The 22017-nt window shown below is 63.9% G+C and carries 19 protein-coding genes; 5 read left to right on the top strand and 14 right to left on the bottom strand.

Annotated features, from left to right (window positions below):
* Window positions 1-134 precede the first annotated feature (134 nt).
* Window positions 135-551: a hypothetical protein gene (locus ACQY4S_RS15475; protein WP_428486080.1), complete on the bottom strand. Its 417-nt coding sequence runs from the start codon at window positions 549-551 to the stop codon at window positions 135-137.
* The gene (locus ACQY4S_RS15480; protein ID WP_428486081.1) at window positions 548-1318 is read right to left on the bottom strand and encodes an aldolase; all 771 of its coding nucleotides are present in this window, start codon (window positions 1316-1318) and stop codon (window positions 548-550) included. Before ACQY4S_RS15480 ends, ACQY4S_RS15475 begins: the two co-directional genes overlap by 4 nt.
* A 47-nt stretch (window positions 1319-1365) precedes the next feature.
* Between ACQY4S_RS15480 and ACQY4S_RS15485 the strand changes: the two genes are divergently transcribed.
* Window positions 1366-2610 carry a Zn-dependent hydrolase gene (locus ACQY4S_RS15485; RefSeq protein WP_428486082.1) on the top strand — a complete coding sequence of 415 codons (1245 nt, stop codon included), beginning with the start codon at window positions 1366-1368 and terminating at the stop codon, window positions 2608-2610.
* Between the two features lie 85 nt (window positions 2611-2695).
* On the opposite strand, the gene ACQY4S_RS15490 is transcribed toward ACQY4S_RS15485, so the two are convergent.
* Window positions 2696-3436, bottom strand: coding sequence for an SDR family NAD(P)-dependent oxidoreductase (locus ACQY4S_RS15490; RefSeq protein WP_428486083.1), 741 nt, complete (start codon window positions 3434-3436; stop codon window positions 2696-2698).
* Window positions 3437-3576: 140 nt separating this feature from the next.
* On the opposite strand from ACQY4S_RS15490, the gene ACQY4S_RS15495 reads away from it, so the two are divergent.
* The gene (locus tag ACQY4S_RS15495) at window positions 3577-4422 is read left to right on the top strand and encodes a VOC family protein (RefSeq protein WP_428486084.1); all 846 of its coding nucleotides are present in this window, start codon (window positions 3577-3579) and stop codon (window positions 4420-4422) included.
* Window positions 4423-4652: 230 nt separating this feature from the next.
* On the opposite strand, the gene ACQY4S_RS15500 is transcribed toward ACQY4S_RS15495, so the two are convergent.
* The 3 genes from ACQY4S_RS15500 to ACQY4S_RS15510 all read right to left on the bottom strand — a co-directional run bounded on the left by ACQY4S_RS15500 (window position 4653) and on the right by ACQY4S_RS15510 (window position 7491).
* Window positions 4653-6251, bottom strand: coding sequence for a c-type cytochrome (locus ACQY4S_RS15500; RefSeq protein ID WP_428486085.1), 1599 nt, complete (start codon window positions 6249-6251; stop codon window positions 4653-4655).
* 367 nt (window positions 6252-6618) lie between these two features.
* Window positions 6619-7347: an SDR family NAD(P)-dependent oxidoreductase gene (locus ACQY4S_RS15505; protein ID WP_428486086.1), complete on the bottom strand. Its 729-nt coding sequence runs from the start codon at window positions 7345-7347 to the stop codon at window positions 6619-6621.
* Window positions 7348-7350: 3 nt separating this feature from the next.
* Window positions 7351-7491, bottom strand: coding sequence for a hypothetical protein (locus ACQY4S_RS15510; RefSeq protein WP_428486087.1), 141 nt, complete (start codon window positions 7489-7491; stop codon window positions 7351-7353).
* A gap of 392 nt (window positions 7492-7883) precedes the next feature.
* Here ACQY4S_RS15510 and ACQY4S_RS15515 point away from each other — a divergent pair.
* Window positions 7884-9022, top strand: a protein-coding gene (locus ACQY4S_RS15515; protein WP_428483442.1) for an IS3 family transposase whose coding sequence is annotated in 2 segments (ribosomal slippage) — window positions 7884-8142 and window positions 8142-9022 — 1140 coding nt in all. Because the reading frame shifts where the segments join, the coding sequence is not laid out codon by codon here.
* An 837-nt stretch (window positions 9023-9859) separates the two neighbouring features.
* Here the strand turns inward: ACQY4S_RS15515 and ACQY4S_RS15520 are convergent.
* The 4 genes from ACQY4S_RS15520 to ACQY4S_RS15535 form a co-directional block, all read right to left on the bottom strand.
* Window positions 9860-10744 (bottom strand): TauD/TfdA dioxygenase family protein, encoded by an 885-nt coding sequence (locus ACQY4S_RS15520; protein ID WP_428486088.1) that lies wholly within the window; start codon window positions 10742-10744, stop codon window positions 9860-9862.
* Between the two features lie 223 nt (window positions 10745-10967).
* Window positions 10968-11855 carry an alpha/beta fold hydrolase gene (locus ACQY4S_RS15525; RefSeq protein ID WP_428486089.1) on the bottom strand — a complete coding sequence of 296 codons (888 nt, stop codon included), beginning with the start codon at window positions 11853-11855 and terminating at the stop codon, window positions 10968-10970.
* A complete protein-coding gene (locus ACQY4S_RS15530) occupies window positions 11855-12583 on the bottom strand; it encodes an SDR family NAD(P)-dependent oxidoreductase (RefSeq protein WP_428486090.1) in 729 nt (242 codons plus the stop codon). The genes ACQY4S_RS15525 and ACQY4S_RS15530 overlap by 1 nt, the downstream gene beginning before the upstream one ends.
* A gap of 1 nt (window position 12584) precedes the next feature.
* Window positions 12585-13397, bottom strand: coding sequence for an SDR family NAD(P)-dependent oxidoreductase (locus ACQY4S_RS15535; RefSeq protein WP_428486091.1), 813 nt, complete (start codon window positions 13395-13397; stop codon window positions 12585-12587).
* A gap of 83 nt (window positions 13398-13480) precedes the next feature.
* On the opposite strand from ACQY4S_RS15535, the gene ACQY4S_RS15540 reads away from it, so the two are divergent.
* On the top strand, window positions 13481-13690 hold the full coding sequence (locus tag ACQY4S_RS15540) for a hypothetical protein (RefSeq protein ID WP_428486092.1): 210 nt from the start codon (window positions 13481-13483) through the stop codon (window positions 13688-13690).
* 48 nt (window positions 13691-13738) lie between these two features.
* Here the strand turns inward: ACQY4S_RS15540 and ACQY4S_RS15545 are convergent, their stop codons facing one another.
* The 3 genes from ACQY4S_RS15545 to ACQY4S_RS15555 all read right to left on the bottom strand — a co-directional run bounded on the left by ACQY4S_RS15545 (window position 13739) and on the right by ACQY4S_RS15555 (window position 18876).
* A complete protein-coding gene (locus tag ACQY4S_RS15545) occupies window positions 13739-17275 on the bottom strand; it encodes a sarcosine oxidase subunit alpha family protein (RefSeq protein ID WP_428486093.1) in 3537 nt (1178 codons plus the stop codon).
* Window positions 17276-17347: 72 nt separating this feature from the next.
* Window positions 17348-17620: a sarcosine oxidase subunit delta gene (locus tag ACQY4S_RS15550; RefSeq protein WP_428486094.1), complete on the bottom strand. Its 273-nt coding sequence runs from the start codon at window positions 17618-17620 to the stop codon at window positions 17348-17350.
* Complete coding sequence (locus ACQY4S_RS15555) at window positions 17620-18876, bottom strand: sarcosine oxidase subunit beta family protein (protein WP_428486095.1); 1257 nt, start codon at window positions 18874-18876, stop codon at window positions 17620-17622. The genes ACQY4S_RS15550 and ACQY4S_RS15555 overlap by 1 nt, the downstream gene beginning before the upstream one ends.
* A 128-nt stretch (window positions 18877-19004) precedes the next feature.
* On the opposite strand from ACQY4S_RS15555, the gene ACQY4S_RS15560 reads away from it, so the two are divergent.
* Window positions 19005-20621: a GMC family oxidoreductase gene (locus tag ACQY4S_RS15560; protein ID WP_428486096.1), complete on the top strand. Its 1617-nt coding sequence runs from the start codon at window positions 19005-19007 to the stop codon at window positions 20619-20621.
* Window positions 20622-20867: 246 nt separating this feature from the next.
* Here the strand turns inward: ACQY4S_RS15560 and ACQY4S_RS15565 are convergent, their stop codons facing one another.
* Complete coding sequence (locus ACQY4S_RS15565) at window positions 20868-21941, bottom strand: IS4 family transposase (RefSeq protein WP_428483734.1); 1074 nt, start codon at window positions 21939-21941, stop codon at window positions 20868-20870.
* Window positions 21942-22017: the final 76 nt, after the last annotated feature.

Genomic DNA, 22017 nt, shown 5'->3' on the forward strand with positions numbered 1-22017 from the left:
TCTCCAGCAAGGTCAATGCGATACATCGTAGAAGCTTACGCACTGGATGTCAGGGGCGGCACAGTAACGCTCTTGGACACGGTGCGTAGCGGCCAATCGCCTTACCGATGCGCGCTTCCACGCACGCATCCTTCTCACCGTACGTAAACTCGGACCTGACTGGCGGCCAGCACGGGGTCCGTGCGGAGGCCAAGATGAATCCGGCTGGCCGGCACACGGTCGCGCATGATCGCACGCATCACGCCGATGGCGTGTTCCTGCCCATCCGACGCCTCCGCCGGGTCTTTCAGAACCGAGATCACGTCGTACTGAACATCGACATCCCGCGCCTCCGCCGCGCGCACGGCGTAATGCAGCAGCTCCGCGTAGTCCGGCGATGGGGCTGTATAGTCGATGGTGACCAGCGGCGTGCGCGGATCGATCGCCACCGCCGGAAGCGGTGGCGGCGTCTGCGCCTTTGCCTCGGGTGAGGGCGCGAAGGTGCGCTGGTCGATCAACGTGCAGCCGGTAAAGCTGAACAGTGCCAGCAGGACTGGCAGCAGCCGGCTCACTGACGATACTCGGGCGCATCGCGGTCGAGCTGGCGCTTGATGCTCTCCAGGTGCAATTTGGGCGAGTCGCGACCACCCTCGTGACGCATCTGTTCGGCCGTCGCTTCGGCGATTTCGCGCGGAACCGGCACGACACGCCGTCCGGTGGACTGAGCCAGGCGCTGCACTTCGGCAGCCCGCTCCAGATAATACAGATCGTCCCAGGCCTTGGCGATGCTGGGCGCCAGGACCAGGACACCGTGATGCTTCATGAAGACGATGTCGGCATCGCCTACACTGGCGGCAATGCGGTCACCCTCCGATTCGTCCAATGCAAGGCCGTTGTAGACGTCGTCCACCACGATCCGGCCATAGAATTTCAGCGCGCTCTGCCCGGCCCAGATCAGCGGGTCGCCTTCCACCATGGTCAGCGCGGTGGCGTTCGGCATGTGGGTGTGGAAGGCGGCGCGGGCGCGGGGCAGGCGCGCGTGCAGGCGGGCGTGGATGTAGAACGCGGTGTCCTCCGGCACGCCATCGCCAGCGATGACATTGCGATGAAAATCGCAGACCAGCAGGCGAGAGGCGGTGATCTCCGCGAACGACCAGCCATCGGGATTGACCAGGAACAGGTCGGCGGAGCCAGGCACCATGAAGGACAGGTGGTTGCAGACGCCTTCGTTCAGGCCAAGCCGAGCGGCGGCACGGAAGCAGGCGGCGAGGTCCACCCGGGCCTGCCAGACATCCTGGCCATCGAGGGCGTTGTTTCGCAAGATCGAGGGACTGTTCATGCGGCGCAGGCTTGCAGGAAGCCGGCCGCTGGGCAAGATGCCGCCGCATGGCACAGACAAATCAATGCATCGACGGCAAACGCCTCTGGGACAGTCTGATGGGATTCGCCGAGATCGGCGCGACTCCCAAGGGCGGCGTGCGTCGCCTGACGCTGACGGATGTGGACAAGCGCGGGCGGGATCGGTTTCGCGCCGAATGCGAGGCGTTGGGACTGACCGTCCGGCTGGATGCGATCGGCAACATGTTCGCCCGCCGGCCCGGGCGTAATCCGACCCGGCCGCCGGTGCTGTTCGGCAGCCACCTCGACAGCCAGCCGTCCGGCGGAAAGTTCGACGGCGCGCTGGGCGTGCTTGGCGGGCTCGAGGTGATGCGCAGCCTGAACGACCTGGGGATCGTGACCGAAGCGCCGCTGGAGCTGATCAACTGGACGGACGAGGAAGGCAGCCGGTTTGGCCACAGCCTGATGGGATCGGGCGTCTGGGCAGGGGTCTTCACGCTCGATAAGGCCTATTCCCTGACAGATACCGAAGGCGTCTCGGTCGAGACCGCGTTGGACGGGATCGGCTACCGGGGCACTGATCCGGCGGCACCGTTCCCGGCAGACGCGTATTTCGAGCTGCATATCGAGCAAGGCCCTTTTCTGGAGCGCGAGGGACGGCAGATCGGCATCGTCACGGGTGCTCAGGCACAGGTCTGGTATGACGCGGTGACGGTTGGCCAGGACAGCCACGCGGGAACCACGCCGCCCTCGACGCGGAAGGACGCGCTGGTCTGTGCAGCGCGCATTGTCGACCTTGTGGACCGGATGATGCGGGCGCGTGGGGAGGATGGACGTGGCACGGTGGGGCAGCTTCTAGTGTTTCCCAACAGTCGCAACGTGGTGCCGGGGGAGGTGAGGTTCTCGGTCGAGTTTCGCCATCCCGCAATGGCGGAGGTCGACGTGCTGCATGCCGATTTTCCGCCGGCGGCGCAGGCGATCGCCGCGGCATGCGGGGTGAGGCTCGAACTGACGGCGCTGTTCAAGATACCGGCGCAGCCGTTCGATCCAGTCTGCGTTGACCTGGTGCGCCAGGGCGCGGCGAAACTTGGCTATAGCGCCCGGGAAATCGTTTCTGGTGCGGCGCATGACGCCGTCTACGTCGCGCGACATGTGCCGACCGCCATGATCTTTACCCCATGCAAGGATGGGCTGTCGCACAACGAGGCCGAAAGCATCGCACCCGAGGAGGCCGAAGCGGGATGCCAGGTTTTGTTCGAGGCGGTGGTGGCGCGGGCGAACCAAATTTCGTGAAGCGGCAGCGTCCGTCAAATCCTGACGACAAAAATCATGCCATGCGTCGACGTATCGGCGGAATGCGAGACGTCAGGCCAAAGTGCTAAACCCGCTGACCGCCGTCGATATGCACCTCGGAGCCGCTGAGATAAAGCGCTTGATCCGAGCACAGGAAAAACAGCAGATTGGCGACCTCGTTCGGCTTGCCGACCCGCCGCATCGGGATGTCGCGCTGGACGATCTCCTCGGTTCCCGGTGACAGGATGGCGGTGTCGATCTCGCCAGGCGAAACCGCATTCACCCGCACGCCATAACGGCCCAGATCATTCGCCATTTCCCGTGTCAGCGCCGCCAGCGCCGCCTTGGACGTTGCATAGGCGGCACTGGCGAAGGGATGCACGCGGGAGCCGACGATCGAGGTCATGTTGACAATGCTGCCCCTCGATTCCACCAGCAGTTCGCTCAACCCCTGCGCCAGCAGGATGGCGGAAAAGAAATTGACGTTGAAGACGCGCAGCCAATCCTTGTAGACCATCTCCAGGCTGGTGATCTTCCCGCCATCCTCGTGCTTGGGCGATACCGCGGCGTTGTTGATCAGCGCATCCAGCCGACCGCCGGTGATCTCCTTGATCCGCGGCAGGGCATCCCGCACGATGTCGACGTCGGACAGGTCGAGTTGGATATGATTGCGCTCCCCGCCCGGCCAGGGACAGCGTGGATCAAATGCTTGGCGAGAGATCGTCAGGACGCGCCATCCCGCGCTGCCGAAGCGCTTGACGGTGGCGTGGCCGATGCCGCGGCTGGCACCGGTCAGGAGCAGGACGGGTTGGGTGACGGACATCATCCGAATCCTTGTGTACGGTGGAAGCAATCGTGGCCGGTCAAGATCACGCAGTCCCATCCGCACTCGACTTGATCGGCTTGTCAATCTTGGCGGAGCATGGCCCGACGGGTATGACATATTCAAGCTTTGGGTGATCTCGCATGACGCATGTTTTTCCGGTTCCGACGCTTGACCATGTGGTCGTGAACGTCCGCGACCGCATCGACCAGGCCGCCGACACCTATCGCCGGTTGGGCTTTACCCTGACGCCACGTGGCTACCACACGCTGGGCTCGATAAACCATCTGGCGATGTTCGGCACGGATTACCTGGAACTGATCGCCGCCACGCCAGGCGATACCAGCCGGCCAGAGATCATGGAAGCGCCGATCGGGCTGGAGGGTCTGGTGTTTGGAACCGAGGACGCGGCCGCCACATTCGATGCCCTGCGGCAGGCCGAGGTTCCAATCGATCCGCCGCAGCAGTTTTCCCGGCCGGTGGAGATCAAGACAGGGCAACGTGACGCCGTGTTCCGTACGGTTAGGCTGCCGCGTGGCACAGCGCCGGCAGGGCGGCTATATTTCTGCCAGCATCTGACGCGGCACCTGGTCTGGCGCGACGAATGGCGGCAACATGCGAACGGCGCGGTCGGCGTGGCCCGCGCGGTGATCGCGGCCGAAAGCCCTGACACCGTGGGAACCCTGTTCACACGGATGTTCGGCCCGCGCGCGGTGCGTGCGACAGATGATGGCTGTGCTCTGACCCTGGGCCTGTCGCGTTTCGATGTGGTGACGCCGGCGGCGCTGTGGGAAATGTTCGGCGACGCGGCCGCCGACAGCCGCGGCCGGCGCGACTATATGGCGGCACTGACATTCCAGACGCTGTCGCTGGACGCGGCGGAGACAGCGTTGGAAGCCGGCGGCATTCGCGGCGTGGATCGGATCGGAACCAGCGTGCTGGTACCGGCGACAGAGGCATTTGGGGTGACGTTGGAGTTCAGCGTGTGATACAGCACGTGGCTCGTATCGTGGTCAGATCTTTAGCACTTTAATCGGTGGAGCAACCGCGAAAACGATTGGGCACCTCAGCCAGCCTTCGGTTGTCCAAACCGTCTCCCATTTTTATCGCTTACGAACCATTGCATTCGCCTGACCAAGGGGATCGCCGGCGAAACGCTACGGACTACCCGAAGGGCTGTCGCATCGAACCGATGTTCGGCCCGATGCGACAGCCGGTCTCACTCCTTGCCGGCGGTTTGAAGTTCCGAGTAGACACGCTCACTGAAATTATCCAGCTCGGCCACTTTCTGATTTTCCGCAACCGTGCTGTTGGCTTGGACAATTGGGCAGTAGGCGATGGTCAGGCTGTTGACTATGTCCGCCCGCTTGGCTTGCGGCGCCGCTGCCTTGACCTTTGAAACCACTTGGCCAGCGGTCTGCAACACGTTCTCCAACGTCATGGAGCGAAGCGCGTCCATGATGCCGCTTTTGGGATCGTTGATAACGCGGGCGAGATCCGGCTGCACCACGGTATCGCAGTGCCCATTGGGCCCGATATTCATCGCTGAAAACGACGTTGCACGTAGCTTGCCAACCGTACCCGGACCAGCATTTGCTGGCGCCTTGTTGCCCCAGGACTGGCGAACGTAGTTCGTTACGTCGGCAATCTGCTGGTCAGTCATGCCGACACTGACGGCGGGCATCGGCGCATAGGTCGCCTGCGCCTCGATACCGCTAAGGATCACGCGGATAACATCCTCCGGCCCGTTCGCCAGCACGGCGCCATTGTTCACAAGCGATGGCACGTTCTCGCCAATGCCCTTGCCGTCAAGCTGGTGACAGGATGCGCAGTTGTTGAGATAGACCTGCGCGCCGGCTGCCTGCGGGCCGGTGAACGCGGCGTCCTGCTTGCCGGTATAACTCGGTTCCGCTGGGGTCGATTTCAGATAGGCGACGATGGCATGGACGTCCGCGTCCGTCAGCTTGGAAAGGCTTTCGTGAACGGTCTGTGACATGGGTCCCGCCACCACGCCCATTCCGGGGGCGACGCCGGTCTTGAGAAAGCTGAAGACCTGATCGTCACTGTACTTGCCGATGCCATTCTGCATATCGGACGTTATGTTTGGCGCATACCAGTCCTGGATTGGACCGCCACGCAACGACTGCGCCATCTGCGTGTCACCCAGCAGATTGCGGCCGTTATGACACTCACCGCAATGACCCAAGCCTTCAACGAGATACGCCCCGCGGTTGATCTCCGCCGATTTTGACGGGTCGGGTTTGAAGACGCCCTCCTTCAGGAACAACTGGTCCCAAACAGCAAGACCGGCACGAACGTTGAACGGAAATGCCAGATGGTTGGGCAGACGCGGTGCGTGCACCGGCTGAAGCGAGAACAGATAGGCCTTGATAGCCAGCGCGTCGTCGCGGCTAACCTTGGTGAACCAGGGATACGGCATCACTGGATAGATGTGCTCGCCATTCTTGCCGAGACCCTCATGAAAAAGGCGAACGAACTGGTCATCCGTCCAGTCGCCGATCCCGGTCTCCTTGTCGGGGGTGATGTTGGGCGTGGAAATCGGACCGAACGGCGTCGGCATGTACTGCCCGCCGGCGTAATCGCGGCCATCTTTGGCGCTATGGCACGCCGAGCAGTCGCCGACTGTGGCGAGGTACTTGCCGCGGGCAATCAGGGGGTCTTTTGGCTGATTGTCTTCCAGCGCCTTGTTGGCCTGGTCGATCTGCATCTTGGCCGCCGCGTCATCCGGTGCCGCCTGTGCAGACGCGCCCATGGCAAATGGCATGATCCCCGCCAGGAAGCCGGCAATCCCGAGCATCCGGATCTTACTTGCACGCGAATTCCGTCCAGCCATGCGACTCCCCCCGTCTTCCTTGCATGAATGCAGCGATGGAAAGCGCAACGGCGATGGCTAGCATCGGTTGCACTGTCATCCGCGGTTCACGTCTACTTTTAACTGCGCAGGAGTTAGCAATTTTTAACTGCGCCGTGTCTGGAGATTACGAATATGTGAGAGACGGGCGGAAGGTGGACGCGTGCTCAATTCTCATATGACCCCAGAACAACCTATATGAGGCGCATATCCCTTGCTGCCCCAAGCGATCAGCGTGAGGAGGTTAAAGCCAGTCATGACAAGACATGGAACTCGCCTCGGCTAAGGCCTGTTCAGCCGTCTCCAGAGCCGGTCAGGCGTTGGTAATGCCGCCATCGATCGTGATTGTCTGCCCGGTAATATAGGACGCGTCGGGCGAACACAGGAACCGGATGACCGAGGCGATCTCGGACGGCTTGCCAAAGCGCTTCAGCGGGATTTCCTGCCGATACGCCTCGCCGCGTTCGGCGATGATCGGGTCCGCCATCTTCGTCTCGATCAAGCCGGGCGCGATGGCGTTTACCAACACGTCCGGTGCCAGTTTTCGCGACAGTGCCCGGGTCAGCCCGACAATCCCGGCTTTCGCGGCGGCGTATGGCGCAAAATCTGCGCTGCCGCGCCGATAGGCTACGGAGCTGGTCAGTACGATTCGCGCCGGCTCTCGCTGGTCAAAACGCGTCGAGAACGCCACCGCCATGTCGTAGGCATTGGTCAGGTTCGCGGCGATCGCCCGGTTCCAGACGCCATGGTCGTCGGGGTTCAGGTCATCCCGCTCGAACAGTCCCGCCAGATGCACCAGCGCGAAGACCGGCGCACCGGCGGACTCAATCACCCGGGCGCATTCCGCCGGCGTATCCAGGGCGGAGGCGATGATGCCCAGCCGTACCCGGCCGAGACTGCTTTGTGCGCGGGCCAGGGCGGCCTCATCGACATCGGCCATGACGACGTGGCCGCCCTGGCTCATGAAGGCGCGCACCGTCTCGATGCCGATGCCGCCCGCCCCGCCAGTGACGACAATGCGCTTGCCGGTGAAATCCGCCATCTGTCAGGCCACCAGCGCGGGATAATCCAGTGTCGCCATCACCTGTACCCGACGCATGTATCGCGGCTCGGACGGCATGTAGTCGGCAACCGCATTGTGCACCGTGCCGATGTTGTCCCATATACCATGGCTAGAACCTATCATTGTTGTCCTTTGCAGCTACGTCAGAATATCCCAATGAAGTGGCACAGTTCGAGAATCGTGTCGGCGTATGCCTCTGCTGTCAGCCGGACTTTTGCCTGACGATGACTCTCTCCTCCAGCCACCCTGCGCTAACCGCTTTTGGCTCAAAGCGAAAGCCAGGATGCTGGCTGACGGTGCATCTCACTGTCTCGGCGCCGGGCACGCGGCTCTTTGCCATGAACTCGAATTCTTGGTTTGGGCTCATAGGTAACGTCTTATCGTACTCTGATGGTGTGGTATGTCGCCCTTATGCTAGTGGCTCTCGACTCAGAGGTGGTCGGCTAAATTCGGACAGTCTGCTAAGTGGAACTTCTGCCTGAGAGCGGCGAGGATGCCGCGGATCAGGAGCGAATATGACGAAGCGAACACGCCGGACCCACGCTGCGGCCTTCAAGGCCAAGGTGGCGCTGGCCGCGATCAAGGGCGAGAAGACGCTGGCCGAGTTGGCGCAACAGTTTGAGGTGCATCCGAACCAGATCACTGCCTGGAAGGGACACCTGCTGGAGGCAGCCTCGGGCCTGTTTGGTTCGGGCGGCGGAGCATCCGAACCGGCACCTGTCATCGACGTCAAGACACTCCACGCCAAGATCGGAGAGCTGACGCTGGAGAACGATTTTTTGTCCGGTGCGCTCAGCAAGGCCGGCCTGCGGAGCGCAAAGCGATGATTGACCGGACGCACGAGTTGCCGCTGGGGCGGCAGGCGGCGTTGCTGCGATTGAGCCGCAGCAGCCTGTACTACGACCCGCAGCCGGTGCCCGAGGGCGAGCTTGTCATCATGCGGCGGATTGATGCGCTGCACCTGGACTACCCGTTCGCGGGCAGCCGGATGCTGCGCGATCTGCTACGCGGGGAGGGGGTGATCATTGGCCGCGAGATGGTGCGGACGATGATGCGCCGAATGTGTATTGAGGCGATCTACCGTCGGCCGAACACGTCAAAGCCGTGTCCAGGACACAAGATTTACCCATATCTTTTGCGCGGCCTGCCGGTTGACCGGCCCAACCAGGTGTGGTCGATGGACATCACCTACATTCCGATGGCGAAAGGCTTTGTCTATCTGGCGGCGGTGGTTGACTGGTTTAGCCGGCGGGTTCTGGCGTGGCGGGTGTCGGTCACCATGGAGGTTGATTTCTGCCTCGAGACCGTCGAGGAAGCGCTGGCGCGGCAGGGAAAACCGGACATTTTCAACACCGATCAAGGCAGCCAGTTCACCAGTGCCGCGTTCACCGGGCTGCTGCTGGAGAACGGGATCGCCATCAGCATGGACGGTCGTGGTGCGTGGCGAGACAACGTATTTGTCGAGCGGCTGTGGCGGTCGGTGAAGTACGAGGAGGTCTATCTGCGGGCCTATGAAACCGTCGCCGAAGCGCGGCGCCTGATCGGGGTATATCTGGATTTCTTCAACTGCAAACGACCGCACTCGAGCCTTGACGCCCGGACGCCGGACCAAGCCTACTTCACCCACCTGCCGCCACACGTGGCAGCCGCATGAATTTTGCCGCTGCTGTCGGGTCGCCTCTCCGATCAGGCTACGCCCTCCCTGCGAGGCGACCTGACAGCAGTACCTTACGTAACCAACAGGCAGGAGATCCACTTAACGGAGGCGAAATGCTGTAGCGACGAAGCCGACCATCTCTGTGCACCGATCCATGTGTGACACCCATGCCGCTCCCGGGTTGGTGCGCCGCCTATCTGCACGAGACAGCACTAGGTCTGATAGCGGCAGAGGCCGACGGCAACCTAGCCGCATTCATTTCTAAGCTACTCAAGTTCACCAAACAAGGATCGAATGCGATCAAGGATCGGGCCTCGGCTGAAAGAGCCAAACGAGCCGCCCTGTCGTACGATCAGTACCGCTTGGAAGACATGAAGTCCGGCGACGCATTCGAGAAGGTGAGAAGCCAAGAAAACCTCGCGGACGTGTCGTCAGCAAAAAAACTGGTCAGAAAGGGAAAGGCCATACTCCAACACGTCCCGTGTTCAAAAGGTTCGCCGTAAGGGTCTGTCGCTTTCTTATTGGGGCCAAACGTCCCTGGAAGTTTTGGCCTTAATGCGGGTTCGCCAAATTGCCAAACTCCGCCGCGTTGTCTCAGCGCACGGAGCCTCGTATGACTTGGTGTTCAGCATTCGCGCAACTGATCCTCGCTATCACAGTGCTGATCTTCGTATGGCGTGCGCCTCCGGAGGCCCTCAGCATGATCGCCGGGACAGTAGCACTTCTAGTGAGTGGACTGCGGCATCCTCACCGCTCCGCTAGGACACGACATATACCACCGGACGAATAGCGCCACTTTGGTTTCTGTGCCTTCTGAGCCGCGTTATCTTTTACTCAAACCACCAGCGCGGGATAGTCCAGCGTCGCCATCACCTGCACCCGGCGCATGTACCGCGGCTCGGACGGCATGTAGTCGGCAACCGCGTTGTGCACCGTGCCGATGTTGTCCCACATCAGCACATCGCCCACCGCCCAGTGATGAGCATACAGGAAGTCCGCGCGCTCCTGATGGCGGAACAGGTAGTCCAGGATCGTGCCGCTCTCGTACGGGTCCATGCCGTCGATCGACATGGTGTAGCCGGGATTGGCGTACAGCACCTTTCGTCCGGTCAACGGGTGCAGCCGCACCAAAGGCTGCGACACTGGCGGCTTTTGCCGCTTCTGCGCCTCGGTCAGCGGGGCGCGCCGTGACCCTGGACGCTGCCGCATCACCTCCCAGAACTTCTCGAAGTCATGCGTCGCGGTGCGGCCTTCCAGTGTGTGCTTCAGGCCCTCCGGCAGTTCGTCGTAGGCGGCGTGCATGTTGCGGAACTGGGTCTCCCCCACCGGCTTGCCGTTGCGGACCGGCACCGCCTGGGCATGCAGCACGTTCGCCAATGCAATGTCGCGGCTATAGGACATGTCGGTGTGCCAGCCTTGCCCGGCATCGTTCAGTCCCACTGGCCTGCCGTCGGGACGAAGCTGGTTTGACAGGATCATGACTTCGGGAAAGTCGGACTCATGGAACTGGTTGGCGACATTGACCTCCAGATCGCCGAAGCGCCTGCCGAAGGCGGCGAAGGCGGCGGTCTCGAGGGTCTGATCGGGAAAGCAAAGCACACCATGCCGCCCGAGGGCGCGGAGCAACGCGCGAAAGTCGCCATTGGACAGCGGCTCCGCCAGATCGATGCCTTCGACGCGCGCGCCGAGTGTCTGCCCGTTGGGAATGATGTCCATCATTGCGTCTCCTTCAGGGTTTGTCGCCACCCCACTGCCGCGGACCAGGCACGGTTGCCCGATCTCGTCATGGCGAGGGGGGTTCCATCCACCGTTTTTCGGAAATCAGCACGTCAAGTCGGGGATGGCGGCCCCGCGGCCGCGATAACGTTGCGAGAGTGCCTTGCCGCCGCAATCGGCACGCTGCCGCGAACGGCGCGCCTATTGATCAACGGATACTTTTTCATCAAGCCTTCGCCAGCCGCTCCACCGCGGCTACCACATCCAACGGGTTCTCCCGCGACAGGAAATGTCCGGCGCGGGGAACCAGCAAACGCTCCATGCCGCCGGTAAACAACCGGTCACGTGGAATGGAGCCTGCCGGAGAGGCCACCCCGTCGTCTTCGCCGTGCAGGACGATCGCCGGCACGGTGACCGGCGGCTGAGCCGCCAGCAAGGCTTCCAGATCGTCATAGGCCGGATCGCCAGGAGCGTTGCCGTAGCGATGCCGGTACGACTGAATGGTCACCGCGACAAAGTCCGGATTGTCGAAACTCGGTGCCGTAAGCAGGAACGTCGCGTCGTCGAAGACCCAGTTCGGCGACCACAGACGCCACAGCAGCCGTGCGATGTCGCCGCGATTGGCGGCCAGGCCGGCACACCCACGCTCGGTATGGAAATACCACTGATACCAGTGCCGAAACTCCTGCTCGGCTGCCCCAGGCCGAGCGGAGGCGGCGATGTCCTGAATGCCGTAGCCAGTGATGGCGACCAGCCCGTCCACCCTGTCTGGCCACAGCGCCGCCACGACGCAGGCCGCTCGCCCGCCCCAGTCGTAACCGCCCAGGATCGCGCGACGGATCGACAAGGCGTCCATGAAATCGCGCACATCCGCGCCCAGCGCCGCCTGCTGCCCGCTCCGCGGTGTCGCCGCATGCAGAAACCGGGTCGGACCAAAGCCGCGCAGCCACGGCACCAGCACGCGGTAACCGGCAGCCGCCAACGGCGGCGCCACTGCGTCCCAATCGTGCACGTCAGATGGCCAGCCATGCAGCAGGACCACCACCGGCCCGTCGGAAGGACCGGATTCGAGGTAAGCGATCTCCAGGACCGGCGTGCGGATCGTTTGCATCATCAGTATGCCAGGAACCCGCCATCGACCGGCAAGGTGACGCCAGTGATGTAGCGCGCCAGGTCGGAGGCGAGGAACACCGCCGGACCGGCGATATCCGCCGGCTCGCCCAGGCGGCCGAGCGGAATGCGCTGGGTGAAGTTGGCCATGTAGTCGGGGTTCTGACGGGCATCGGCGTTCAGCGGGGTGGCGATCATGCCTGGACCGATCGCGTTGACCCGCACCCCTTGCGGCGACAGTTCGATCGCCAGCGCCTTGGTCAGCGCCCGCACGCCGCCTTTCGAGGTGGTGTAGGCGGCCGAATTCGGCAGCGCCACGAACGACTGGACTGAGCCAATGTTAATCACGCAGCCTTTGGTCGCCTTCAACTGGTCCAGGAATGCGATAACCATGTTATACGGCCCATCCAGATTGACCGCCATCGTCGCGTCCCAATCCGCCTGCGTGCTGTCCGCCTCCAGCTTGCCGCGCCGGATGATGCCGGCGTTGTTCACCAGGATCGAGACAGGACCGACCTTCCCTGCAAGCGCATCGCATGCCGCCCGGTCCGACACATCCAGCCAATGATACGCTGTATCGCCACCGATCGAGGCGGCGACGCGTTCGGCGCCGGCCGCGTTCACATCGGCCACGATCACGCGGGCGCCGTTGTCGGCCATGGCGCGCGCGATGCCCTCACCAATCCCGGATCCGCCGCCGGTGACCAGGGCCAGCTTGCCGGCCAGCAGCATCTCAGCGCACCAGGTTGTTGGTGACCGCACCGCCCGTGGCGCTTCGCCCGCCATCGACGACGTAGTGCGCTCCAGTGATGTTGGATGCCAGGTCCGACGACAGGAAGATCACCAGGTTGGCGACTTCCTCGGCGGTGCCGTAGCGGCCGATCGGGATGTTGGACTGGTAGCGGGTGCCGACGCTGCCAGGGTCGTCCGGGTTCAACATCGTTTCCAGTGAATGGATCATCCGCGTGTCGATCGGGCCAGGACACACGGCATTCACCCGCACGCCGGCCCGCCCAACCTCGCCGGCCGCGGTCTTGGTCAGACCGATCACCGCATGCTTCGACGCAACGTAGGCCGGCATCCCCGGCGAGGCGACCAGGCCGGCCACCGAGGCGGTGTTTACCACCGCCCCGTGGCCCTGCTTGATCATCACCGGCAGGACGTGGCGCAGACCCAGGAAGACGCCCTTGACGTTGACCGCCATCACCCGGTCGAACATCTCCTCGTCGTACTGGTAAGTGGCGGCGACGCTGCCTTCGATGCCGGCGTTGTTGGCAAAGCAGTCGATCGAACCATAGGCATCCAATGCTAGCTTTACGTAGTTCTGCACATCGGCGGAACGGGTGACGTCGGCCGACACGAAGAGTGCGTCGCCGCCCTGCTGGCGCAGGATGCCGACGGTGGCCTCGCCCGCGGCCTGGTCGCGATCCACGATCACGACCTTGGCGCCGCGGCTGGCGAAACCGAGGGCGGCGGCGCGCCCAATGCCGTTGCCGCCACCGGTGATCAAGGCAACCTTGCCGTGGAAGTCCCCACTGGAGTCCATGTGTTTCCTCGCTTCGTTGTTGGCGTTGCATGAACGGTAGAGCATTTGCTGGCGCGTGAAAATGACAGGCGGGTGCGAGGCGAATGAGGTTATTCATCATTCAGGCGGCCGACACATCCCTGTCATCCGACGACTTGATGCTGGTGCCGCGTATCTGCCTGGTCCCGTCGAACGTGGCGGCGGCGATCCGCATCGTGCTGGTGCTGTCGATCGACTGGTTCATCGGCATGACACGGCAGCCAAGCCATCTTATCGGCAACTGCGTCGCCTATGGTAATTGGTGCCTGACATGAGGACTGACTTCGTGCTCATCTGGACGGCTCTGGCGGTTGACGTGACGATCAATGGGGCGGCGGCGTCGGTGGTCGCGGCATGACCATGAACTCCAACCGCGCCTCTTCCAGACAGGCCCAGACGTAAGGCATGAACGACCGCGTGATATCGACCTGGAATGCCTCCACGCCGATGCGCCACAGGATCACCTCGGCCTTCCCCAGCAGGGTGCGGGTGCACATGCCGACGGGGAACGTAACCAAATCCAGGTCCAGGGCGCAGAACGCGTTCAGGCACCATTCAGCGCGCGGCCCTGTGACCTCCAGGCGCCCGGCCTGATGTGAGACATCCACCACGCTGGCCGACTGATCGGCGGCCGCCCGCATCGCCTGCGCCACAACCATGGTGTCAGCCTCCGGCGCGAGGATCAGCCATTCGTCCGGCCCCAGCCACAGCGCCGCCCGGTTGCGGGCGGTCATCGAACGGCAGGGAACAGTGGGCAGCAGCACTCCGATCGCCAATCCAATGGCCGTCGCCGCGGCGGTGGCGGCGCGTACGCATAGCCGTGTCGCCGGCGTCAGCGCTGCCAGCCGGACGGAGGCTGCGGGCCGGGCGACCGGCGCGGGCGTGACGGTCGCGGGCAGCAGCGATGCGCCGGGTGGGCGTGGACCGGGCGAAGCATGCGGGCGCTCGCCGGATTTGTCGTAGAACAGCGGTTCGGTGACGGTCACCCGCACCAGGGCCCGCACCATCGGCACAAGTAGCACCGAACCAATCCGGGCACGGCCCGCCGACACCAGCGCCATGGCAAACCCACGATCGAGAACAGGGCTGTGGTAGGCGGAGGTGACGTGACCGAGAGACGCGGATCGGCGGCCTTCTATCACCTGCGCGCCTTCCTCCAGCACCACCGCTGGATCGATCGGCAGCAGGCCGACCAATTGCTTGCGGTCCGCGCGCAGCATGTCGGGCCGCGACAGCGAGCGTTTGCCGACGAAATCCGATTTTACCCGACTGATGGTCCAATCCAGGCCCAGATCATCGGCAATGACCGTCCCGTCGGTGTCCTGGCCGATGACGATGTAGCCTTTCTCGGCGCGCAGGATGTGCATCGCGTCGGTGCCGTACGGCATGACGTCACGTTGCAGAAGCGTGTCCCAGACACGCTGCGCCTGATCCGGCGGCAGGTTGATCTCGAACCCCATCTCACCGGTAAAGCTGACGCGGAACAACCGGACCGGGATGTCGCCGATATGGCCTTCCCGCACGCTCATGTGCGGCATCGCGCCCAGATCAATGTCTGGGATGAACGGCCCCAGGATATCGGCCGACCGTGGTCCTTGCACGGCAATGACAGCCCACTGCTCGGTGATCGAGGTCAGCCAGGCGCGCATGCCGAAGAATTCGGTCTGCAGATAATCTTCCATGTGGTGCAGCACGGATGCGGCGCCGCCGGTCGTTGTGGTGACATGGAAACGGTCGGCTGACAGACGGCCGACAATGCCATCGTCGCGGATGAAACCATCCTCCCCGAGCAGGATGGCATAGCGGCAACGGCCGGGGTGGAGGGTGCTGAAGTCGCCGGTGTAGATGCGATTCAGGAATGCCTCGGCATCCGCGCCGGCAACTTCAATTTTTCCCAGGGTGCTGGCGTCGAAGATGCCGACCTCGGTACGCACCGCACGACATTCGCGCGCGACGGCAGCCTGAATGGTTTCATTGTCGTGCGGAAAGCATCGGGCGCGCTTCCAGTTACCAACATCTTCAAGCACCGCACCCGGCACGGCGATCGGCGGCAGGCGCTCCGGGGCGAACAGCTTGCCGCGGAATGGACCGGCCAGGCTGCCGAAGGTCACCGGCGTGTAGGGCGGCCGGAAGCTGGTCTGGCCGATTGCCTCGATCCCTTGTCCGGTCAGACCGGCGACAGTGGCCAACGCGTTCAGGTTGGACGTCTTGCCCTGATCGGTCGCCATGCCGGTCGTGGTGTAGCGTTTGACATGCTCAATCGAGCGGAAACCCTCGTCCATTGCGACCGCCAAATCGCGCGTGGTCACGTCATTGCCGAAGTCAACGAACGCCTTCGGATGTGGGGCGGCCGGCAACGGCGGCAACGAAGGCGCCATCGCCGGCAGACCCATGACACTGAACAGGCGCGGCGCGCCGCCGCCGGCTGCGGTGCCGTCGTGAAGCGTGACAGCCAGGTCGAAGACGCCGGCGCAGGCGCCGACCGATCCCGCGGCACAGGCGCGTCCCGATTCCACGGCGCGAGCGCCGGCCCGTCCCGGCTCATCAGTCGGTAGGAAGGTGCCCGACGCAGCGTGGAACATCAGCGGGCGGCGTGACTGGGAATGCAGGTGCACCGAGGGCGTCCAGCCGCCCGACATCAGAAGCGTGTCGCAAGGGATGACATCGATCCCGTTCGCCAAACCGGCGGAGCGGATTCGCATCCGGCCCTTGGTCCCGGCGATGGTGGTGCCGGTGTGGACCGGCAGCCGGCGCGCACGGACTGCCTCGATCGCCTCGCCCTCTGGCGCGGCGCGCTGATCAACAATCGCGGCGATGGCTATCCCAGCGTCGTGCAGGTCGGCGGCGGTGCGATAGGCGCTGTCGTCGGCGGTCGCCAACAGCACGCGCCGGCCCGGTATGATACCGTAGCGATGCAGATAGGTCCGTGCCGCGCCGGCCAGCATCACGCCGGGCCGGTCATTGCCGGGAAATACCAGCGGCCGCTCGATGGCGCCGGTTGCCAGGATCACCCTGCCGGCGCGGACCTGCCACAGGCGTTCCCGCGGCATTGCGGGATCGGGAGCGGCGACGTGATCCGTCAGCCGCTGCACCAGGCCGATCATCTGATCGGGATACCAGCCGAACGCCGTGGTGCGGGGCAGCAGGGTGATCGAGCGGGATAGCGTGGCGACGGCTTCTCGCACCCAGTCGGCGGCAGCCCAGCCGTCGATGGTGACCGCCGGCTCCGCCAGCAGGCAGCCGCCGAGTTCCGGCTGCTCGTCGCACAGGATCACCCGTTCGCCGGTGACCGAGGCTCCCAATGCGGCGGACAGGCCGGCAGGGCCGCCGCCGATCACCAGGACGTCGCAGTGCGCGTACTGATGCAGATACCGATCCGGGTCGGGCGCCCGTGGTGCCTTGCCAAGCCCGGCGGCGCGACGGATCGCCGGTTCGTACAGGCGGTGCCAGAACGATCGCGGCCACATGAAGGTCTTGTGGTAGAAGCCGGCTGCCAGCAGCGGGCCGGCCAGTCCGGCCACCGCGCCAAGGTCAAAGCCAAGCGAGGGATAGCGGTTCTGGCTGTGGACGGTCAGGCCGTCGTAAAGCCCGATCTGGGTCACGCGCAGGTTGGGCGTGATCCGGCCGGCGCCGCGATCAACGGTGACCAAGGCATTCGGCTCCTCGGCGCCGGTGGAGATAATACCGCGTGGACGATGGTATTTGAACGAGCGGCCGACAAGGTGCACGCCGTTCGCCAGCAAGGCGGAGGCGAGCGTGTCGCCGGCGAAGCCGCTGTAAGGACGGCCGTCGAAGGTGAAACGCAGGCGATCAGCGCGGTTGATCCGTCCGCCGGCCGAGGCGCGGAATGGTTGGGTCATGGCGAAGTGGTTTCGGGTGCGGCAGCGCAGGATGCAAGAAGGGCCTTGCCCGACCATGACGGCAGGTCAGGGCTACCGTTCATCGGCCTCACCAGGGCGGTATGTCGCGGCGATACGGTCGGTTACGGTGTCACGTATGCAGTTTAGGAACCGTCCGCAGCCATGTATATGCCGCCAACGTTCCTTGTGGGCACCTTTCGCGTTGTCCCGCAGATACAGATAAGCCGCCCAGGCCGCATCGTCGACGGCGGACGGATCATCCGGACGCACCACATGCGCCTGACCGCAGTAACGAAACTCGTTCTCCGGACGCAGGCCGCACCATGGGCATGGGATCAGCAGCATCAGTGCGCCACGGCCGCCGCCGCGGCCTCATCGATCACGCGGCCGGTGGTGAAGCGATCCAGACCGAAGGGTGCCGCGAGTGGATGTGGCGTTCCCCGTGCGATCGTGGCGGCAAAGACATGACCAGATCCGGGTGTTGCCTTGAATCCGCCCGTACCCCACCCGCAATTGACGAACAGTCCCGGCACCGGGGTCGGTCCGATGATGGGTGACCGGTCCGGCGTCGTATCAACAATGCCGCCCCAGTTGCGCAGCATCCGCAGCCGCCGGAACATGGGAAACATCTCGCAGAGTGCCTGCAAGGTCTCGCTGGTAATGTGCAACCCGCCGGCCTGGCTGTACGACGTGTAGGCGTCGGTGCCGGCGCCGATCACCAGTTCGCCCTTGTCCGACTGGGAGATATAGGCATGCACGGTGTTCGACATCACCACGCAGGGCATCACCGGCTTCACCGGCTCGCTGACCAATGCTTGCAGCGGAAACGATTCAAGCGGCATGCGTACGTCGGCCATCGCCATCACCACACTGGTATGGCCCGCGGCCACCACGCCCACTTGTCGGGCAGCGACCGGGCCGCGTGTCGTTTCGACGCCGGTGACCCTGCCGGTGGGGTCGCGAGCGATGCTGGTCACGGCGCAGTTCTGAATGATGTCCACTCCGCGGGCGCTGGCGGCCCGGGCGTAGCCCCATGCCACGGCGTCATGCCGAGCGGTGCCGCCACGCCGCTGCAGGGCGGCACCCAGAATCGGATAGCGGGCGTCCGCGCCGATATCCAGCGGCGGGCAGACCGCCTTCGCCTGAGCCGGCGTCAGCCACGCATTGTCGATGCCTTGCAGACGGTTGGCGTGGACGTGGCGCCGGAACACCTGCATGTCGTGATGCGTATGCGCCAGCATGAGCACACCGCGCGGCGAAAACATCACGTTGTAATTCAGTTCGCCGGCCAGCCGCTCCCACAGCTTCAGCGCGTGGTCGTACAACGCCGCGCTCTCGTCCCATAGGTAGTTGGAGCGGATGATGGTGGTGTTGCGTCCCGTGTTGCCGCCGCCCAGCCAGCCCTTGTCGAGCACCGCGACATCGCGGATGCCATGCTCCTTGGCAAGATAATACGCTGTCGCCAGACCGTGGCCGCCGGCACCGACGATGATCGTATCGTAGGATGACTTCGGCTGCGCATCCCGCCACTGCCGAGCCCAGGCCTGCCCCGCACCGTGCCGCAGCAGCGAAAGAAATGAAAATCGTGCGCCATCCACCATGGGGCGGCATGGTTGCCACAGCTTTCCGGCGGCGGAAAGCCGCCAAGCCGTCCGCCTGGGCGGTGCGTCAGGCTTCCGGTACGGGCCGTCCAGCGCTATAGATCGCGTTAAAGGTGGGAGCGCGGCCAATGACGGCATTCGACTACATCATCGTGGGTGGTGGTTCAGCCGGCTGCGTGCTGGCCAACCGGCTGACCGAGGACGCGCGAACCCGCGTCCTGCTGCTGGAGGCCGGGCCGAAGGACGCGTCGATGTGGATCAACATCCCGGCCGGCTTCGTCAAGCTGCTCAACAACCCGAAATTCAACTGGAACTTCGAGAGTGAGCCGGAACCCAATGCCGCCAACCGCCGCATCCCGATCCCGCGCGGGCGCACGCTCGGTGGTTCCAGTTCAATCAACGGCATGCTGTATGTCCGCGGCAATCCACTCGATTATAACACCTGGTCGCAGTTCGGAAACCGCGGATGGTCATATGATTCGGTGCTGCCGTACTTCCGCAAGGCTGAGCATTTCGGGCCTGGCGGCGACGATTCCCGCGGGCGCGGCGGACCTCTGCACGTCGACCACATGCGTGAACGGGCGGAACTGCTGGACGCCTTCATTGATGCCGCGGTGGACGAAGGATTCCCACGCAACAAGGACTACAACAACGGCCGCCAGGAAGGCTTTGGCTATTTCCAGGTCACGCAGAAGAATGGTGAGCGCTGGTCCACCGCACGCGGCTTCCTCGATCCGGTCCGCAACCGCCCAAACCTGAAGATCGAGACCGAGGCGCTGGCGTCGAAGGTGATCCTGGACGGCAGGCGCGCCGTCGGCGTCGCCTACACTCAAGCTGGCGTCGAGAAGGAGGCACGCGCCGGCCGGGAGGTCATCCTGTCAGCTGGCGCGGTGAAATCGCCCCATCTGCTGGAGCTTTTTGGCATTGGTCAACCGGATCTGCTTTCATCGCTTGGTATTCCGGTGGCGCACGCGCTACCTGGGGTCGGCGAAAACTACCGCGACCATTACGCACCACGAATGAACTGGCGGGTAAAGCTGCCGGTCACCCTGAACGAGCACAGCCGCGGCATTGCTCTGGCCAGGGAAGTCGTGAAGTACTACACCCAGCGGCGTGGCATCCTGACTTTCACCGCCGGCATCGCCTACGGTTTTATCAAGACCCGGCCGGAACTGGAAGAGCCCGATGTGCAATACCATTTCGCCCATGCCAGCTATGGCAACGCGCAAACGCGCGTGCTGGAAACCCAGCCCGGCATGACCCTGACGGTCTACCAGTGCCGGCCGGAGTCAAAAGGCTCGATCCACGCCAGATCAAGCGATCCGCACGCGTCGCCGGCGATCCGGCCGAACTACCTTGCCGACCCGATCGACCAGCGCGTCCTGGTGGACGGCATGAAGATCGGCCGCCGCATTATCAGCAACCGCGTGTTGGACAAATATCGCGCCTACGAAATGAACCCGGGTGACAAAGTCCAGAGCGATGCCGAGTGGCTGCAATGGGCGCGGGAAACCGGCCAAACGACCTATCACGTCATCGGCACGTGCAGGATGGGTCCCGACCCGATGGCCGTCGTGGATGACCAACTGCGCGTCCACGGCATCGCCGGCCTGCGGGTGGTGGACGCTTCGATTATGCCCACCGTCCCTTCCGGCAACACCAACGCAGCAGTGATCATGATTGCCGAAAAAGGCGCGGACCTGATCAAGTCGGTCACGACCAATGCATTGCGTTCAGCGGCTTGATTGGTCTGAGGAAGGAGTAAGGCGGGGGCTCTGCCCCATAAGCGCTAGGATAAGGCATTTTTAGCGTCTTTGTCTTGGCAGCGGCGCTTTCTGGGCGGCTCGGCCAGCCGCCTGCGTGCCGTTCTGCGGGTCGCCAGGCTGCGGCGTCTTCGGGGTTGTGCGAACAGAGCCACTTGCAGACGGCGGTGGTTGGATTGCCAAACCCGCCAAAGGCTGGCGTGACGGGTTGCACGGCCAGATGTTGGCTCAGGGGGGAAAGCCGAGATCCTCGCCCAGCGAAGTCTCGATCAGCACGGCGGCGATGAGATGAGCGAGCAGCCAACTGCGCGCGAGCTTGGGATCGCTTGCTTGCAACGCCGCAAAGCCGCCCAGGCTTTTCAGTCGTTTGAACGCGAGTTCCACCTGCCAGCGCATGCGGTAGAGCCGCACGACCTCCGCCGCTGTCGCCTGTTCTGGCGACAGCGAGGTCAGCAGCATCATGTATCCAGCCGCCCTCAGGGTGCGCGGATCGGTCTTGTGGCCCTTGCGACTGGCCTTGCGGTGCAGCCTCTTGTGCTGGCGCTCGGTCGCCTCGGGCGGCTTGCGCGCGATGATCAGGCGCGCGCGCACCGGGGCGCGGCCGGCGCCGATTGACACGGCGTGTTCCACCACCGACGGGCCGTTGTCGGACAGCGCCGCGACCAGATCAAAGGCCTGCCGCGACGCATCGAACACGTTCACCGAGCGCCAGCCGATCCGGGTGATGAAGTCCGCCTGGTTGGCGTGGGCATGGGCAAAGTTGCGCACCCGCGCATAGCCACGATCCTGCACCAGAACATCACCGGGCCGCACCGCCACGCAACTGAGCGCTTCGGCCGTGGCGGCCTTGGTCATCGCAAGATCGGTAAAACAGCCGCGCGCCGGTTCATAGCGCGCGTGAAGCCGCCAGTCACTGCCTTTACTGCCCGGGATCGAGACCGTGGAGCCATCCACCAGGTTGAGTTGCAGGCGCCCCTCCATTGGCGTGTCGCCGCGACGATCCGCCAGCAGCCGGTCCAGCACATCAGCCAGGAAATCACCCGAATTGCGCAATCGATCCAGCAGCGAGACGTCACAGAGATCGGCAATCCCGGCTTCGGTGGCATGGCTGGCGACCGCACGCAGCGATAGCCTGCCGGGGCCGTAGAGGAGAGCCAGATGCAGCAGGTCGGCCGCGCTGCGCACGCCACGTTTGCGCACCAGGGCTTTGTGCGTCCGGGCGCTGACCTCCAGATCAATCAGCGAAGAGACGTGGCCGACGACGCTTGGCCAATGATCCAGATGAAACAATGCGGTTTGCATCTGCCCCGGAATCACGCCAAAACGTGCCGTGTCAATCCTATCCTAGCGCTTATGGGGCTCCGCCCCTCGACCCCGC

The sequence above is a fragment of the Rhodopila sp. genome, from assembly GCF_965276935.1.
Taxonomy (GTDB): domain Bacteria; phylum Pseudomonadota; class Alphaproteobacteria; order Acetobacterales; family Acetobacteraceae; genus Rhodopila.